General features: G+C 73.6%; 5 protein-coding genes. 2 read left to right on the forward strand and 3 right to left on the reverse strand.

Annotated features, from left to right (window positions below; genetic code table 11):
• Positions 1-103: 103 nt before the first annotated feature.
• Entirely contained in the window at positions 104-514 is a 411-nt protein-coding gene (locus H5J29_RS27460; protein ID WP_181783896.1) for a PPOX class F420-dependent oxidoreductase, read from the reverse strand.
• Positions 514-960 carry a hypothetical protein gene (locus tag H5J29_RS27465; RefSeq protein ID WP_181783897.1) on the reverse strand — a complete coding sequence of 149 codons (447 nt, stop codon included), beginning with the start codon at positions 958-960 and terminating at the stop codon, positions 514-516. Before H5J29_RS27465 ends, H5J29_RS27460 begins: the two co-directional genes overlap by 1 nt.
• Before the next feature lie 91 nt (positions 961-1,051).
• On the opposite strand from H5J29_RS27465, the gene H5J29_RS27470 reads away from it, so the two are divergent.
• On the forward strand, positions 1,052-1,573 hold the full coding sequence (locus tag H5J29_RS27470) for a MarR family winged helix-turn-helix transcriptional regulator (protein WP_181783898.1): 522 nt from the start codon (positions 1,052-1,054) through the stop codon (positions 1,571-1,573).
• Here H5J29_RS27470 and H5J29_RS27475 read toward each other — a convergent pair.
• Positions 1,551-2,351, reverse strand: coding sequence for an SDR family NAD(P)-dependent oxidoreductase (locus H5J29_RS27475; protein ID WP_181783899.1), 801 nt, complete (start codon positions 2,349-2,351; stop codon positions 1,551-1,553). The genes H5J29_RS27470 and H5J29_RS27475 overlap by 23 nt on opposite strands.
• 90 nt (positions 2,352-2,441) lie before the next feature.
• Between H5J29_RS27475 and H5J29_RS27480 the strand changes: the two genes are divergently transcribed.
• Positions 2,442-2,925 (forward strand): MarR family winged helix-turn-helix transcriptional regulator (locus tag H5J29_RS27480; RefSeq protein ID WP_220188008.1); only part of this gene is annotated, 484 nt, incomplete at its 3' end.

The raw sequence follows: 2,925 nt of genomic DNA on the forward strand, positions 1-2,925 counted from the left end.
ACCCCCGGCGGGCGGCGCCCAGCGTCCGGAGGTGGTGGTCGGCCGGGCCGAGGAGCGCCTCGACCATGAGGATCCGCGGCGCAGCTCAAGGGTGGGCCGGAGCTCAGCTCTCCGGGGGCGCCCCGAAGGTGACGACGCGGCTGGGGGTCAGGTTCAGCGTGACCCGCGGCGTGTCGTCGTCCGGGAAGGTGTCGGGGTCGCCGCCGTAGGAGGTGACGATGTGCCGGAAGAAGGTGCGGTCGGGGTCCTCGTCGAAGGTCACCTCGCCGCGCAGCTCGAGGGTCCGGTAGGGGTTGGCCGGGTCCACGATCAGCAGGCTGGCCTTGGGCTGCTTGCGCAGGTTGCGGACCTTCTGCCGGGTCTCGAGCAGCGAGGTCCGGACCACGCCGTCCTCGTGGAGGAACCAGATCGCGGTCGCCTGGGGCATGCCCGCGGCGTCGACGGTGGAGAGCACGCCGACGCCGCGGGCGGCGGCGAGGTCGGCGTGCGTCGCGGGGATCGCGGCCGCGGCCATCACGCCTCCCCCTCCTCGGCGGTCTGCTGGATCGGGCCGGAGGCGCCCGCCCCGAAGACGGACTCGACGTCGATGAGCACGGCGACACCTGCGCGCTCGGGGTCCAGGTCGCGCTCGCCCTGGATCATGCCCGCGTACACGGCGTCGTCCGCCTCCGGGGCCACGCGCGCCTTGCCGCGGACGGACAGGAAGAACGGGCCGGGTCCCTCGCGGTCGAAGTACAGCAGCGTGACCTGCGGGTTCGCCACGATCGCCTTGGCCAGTCCGTCCGACTGCTTGCGCGCCCACAGCGCGAGCTGGGTGGGGCTGTGGACGTGGGTGCTGCCGCGGAAGCTGGTCACGGGGTAGCCGGCGTCGTCGACGTAGCCGACGACGAGGGCGTGGCCGCGCTCGGCGGCGGTGTCGACGGCGAGGGCGATGTCGCCGGTGAGGTCGAGTGAGGCCATGGGAGCTCCAGGAGTCGTGAGGATCTTCGTGGTGGACAGTACTCAATCGTTGAGAACCGTCAACGGTCTCCCCTGACCTACACTGCCTGCCATGGCGGCGGTGGCAGGGGACGAGGGGCGTCGGTCGACGCCGGGCGTCTGCGACCGCCGCGAGAGCCCCGGTCTGCTGTTGGCCCTGCTCGGGAACCGGGCGATGCGCCACCTGCGCGCCGCGCACGACCGGCAGGACCTCACGCCCCGCCAGTTCCAGCTGCTCGGCATGCTGCAGGAGGGCGGGGAGGTCGGCCAGAGCACGCTGGTCGAGGACCTGGGTCTCGACCCCAGCCTCGTCGTCGCGCTGCTCAACCCGCTCGAACAGCGCGGACTGGTGACCCGGACGCGGTCCGCGGTGGACCGGCGCAGGCACACCGTCGCCCTCACCGAGGCCGGGGACGCGTTGCTCGCCGCGGCGGTCGCCGCGCAGTACGCCGCCGAGGACGAGCTGTTCGCGGCGCTCACCGACGAGGAGCGCACCCGGCTCACCGAGATCCTGCGGCGGATGGGTGAGGGTGGCCCCGTCGACGCCGGGGCGGGCGCCTGCGACGAGGCGCCTAGGTCAGCGGGAGGCTGCTGATCACCTGCTGGGCGCGCAGCGGAAGGTAGCGGTGGAGCCACCAGCCGACCCGCGCCTCGATCCCGACCGGGACGACCGCCCGGTTGCGCTCGACGGCCCGGACGATCGCCGTCGCGACCTCGGCCGGTGGGTGACCGCGGTCGAACCGGGCCCTCGAACGCGCCCGCACGGTCTCCTCGGCCCGACTGCCGAGGTAGCGGGTCGTGTCGACGATGGCGGTGTCGGTGATCCCGGGGCAGATCGCGGTCACCCCGACGCCGCGGGGCGCGAGGTCCGCGCGCAGGCTCCGGGACAGGGCCAGCACCGCCGCCTTGGTCGCGACGTAGGCGGGCTCGGTCCCCGGGTAGAGGTAGGCGAGCCCCGACGACAGGATGACGATGTGCCCGCGGCCGCGGGCGAGCATGCCCGGGGCGAACACCGCGCAGCCGTGGACGACGCCGTCGAGGTTGACGCCCCGGATCCAGGTCCAGTCCGCGGCGGTCGTCTCGGCGAGGTGCCCGCTCATTCCCACGCCGGCGTTGTTGACCAGGATGTCGACCGGGGCCCGCGCGGCGAGGGCCTCCATCGCGGCGCGATCGGTGACGTCGAGGACGTGGCTCTCCGCCTCCGCGCCGACGCTGCGGCACAGCTCCGCGGTCCGCTCGACGGTCTCGGCGGTGCGGCCGGTGCACAGGACGCGAGCCCCGCGGCGGGCCAGTGCCAGGGCGGTCTCACGGCCGATCCCGCCGCCTGCACCGGTCACCAGCGCCAGCGCGCCCTGGACGTCGATCCTCGCCATCACGGGCTCCCTCGCCTCGTCGTGGCGGAAGTATGCACCTCAAGTGATTATCATGCAACAGAGCAATCACTGTACGGTACGGTCTCGGACGTGACTCCGGACGACGGTCGTGTCCGCCTGGCCGCGCACCCGGCCTTCCTGCTGGCGCAGCTCGGGGCGCACGTGAAGGTCCGGTTCACCGAGGACCTGGCGCCGCTGGGGATCGCCCCGCGCCACTTCGACATGCTCGCCCTGCTCACCGACACCGACGGGCTCACCCAGCAGCAGATCGCCGAGCAGCTGCGGATCCACCGCAACGTCATGGTCGGGCTGGTCGACGAGCTGGAGGCCGAGGGCCTCGCCGAGCGGCGGCGCCACCCCACCGACCGCCGGGCCTACACGGTGCATCTGCTCCCGGCCGGTCGCGAGCTGCTGACCAGGGCGGACCACGTGTTCGAGGCCTTCGAGCACGACGACCTGCTCGCCACACTGACCGCCGCCGAGCGCCGCACCCTCACCGACCTGCTCCAGCGGGTCGCGACGGGCTCCGGGCTCCCGCTCGGCGTGCACCCGGCCTTCCGCGGGGCGCCGGACT

Origin of the sequence: Pseudonocardia pini (genome assembly GCF_013870575.1) — a bacterium.
Classification (GTDB): Bacteria; Actinomycetota; Actinomycetes; order Mycobacteriales; family Pseudonocardiaceae; genus Pseudonocardia; species Pseudonocardia pini.

Coding starts and splice junctions, on each gene's coding strand:
- H5J29_RS27460 (WP_181783896.1), bottom strand. CDS start 514: ATGGCCGCGGCCGCGATCCCCGCGACGCACGCCGACCTCGCCGCCGCC.
- H5J29_RS27465 (WP_181783897.1), bottom strand. CDS start 960: ATGGCCTCACTCGACCTCACCGGCGACATCGCCCTCGCCGTCGACACC.
- H5J29_RS27470 (WP_181783898.1), top strand. CDS start 1,052: ATGGCGGCGGTGGCAGGGGACGAGGGGCGTCGGTCGACGCCGGGCGTC.
- H5J29_RS27475 (WP_181783899.1), bottom strand. CDS start 2,351: ATGGCGAGGATCGACGTCCAGGGCGCGCTGGCGCTGGTGACCGGTGCA.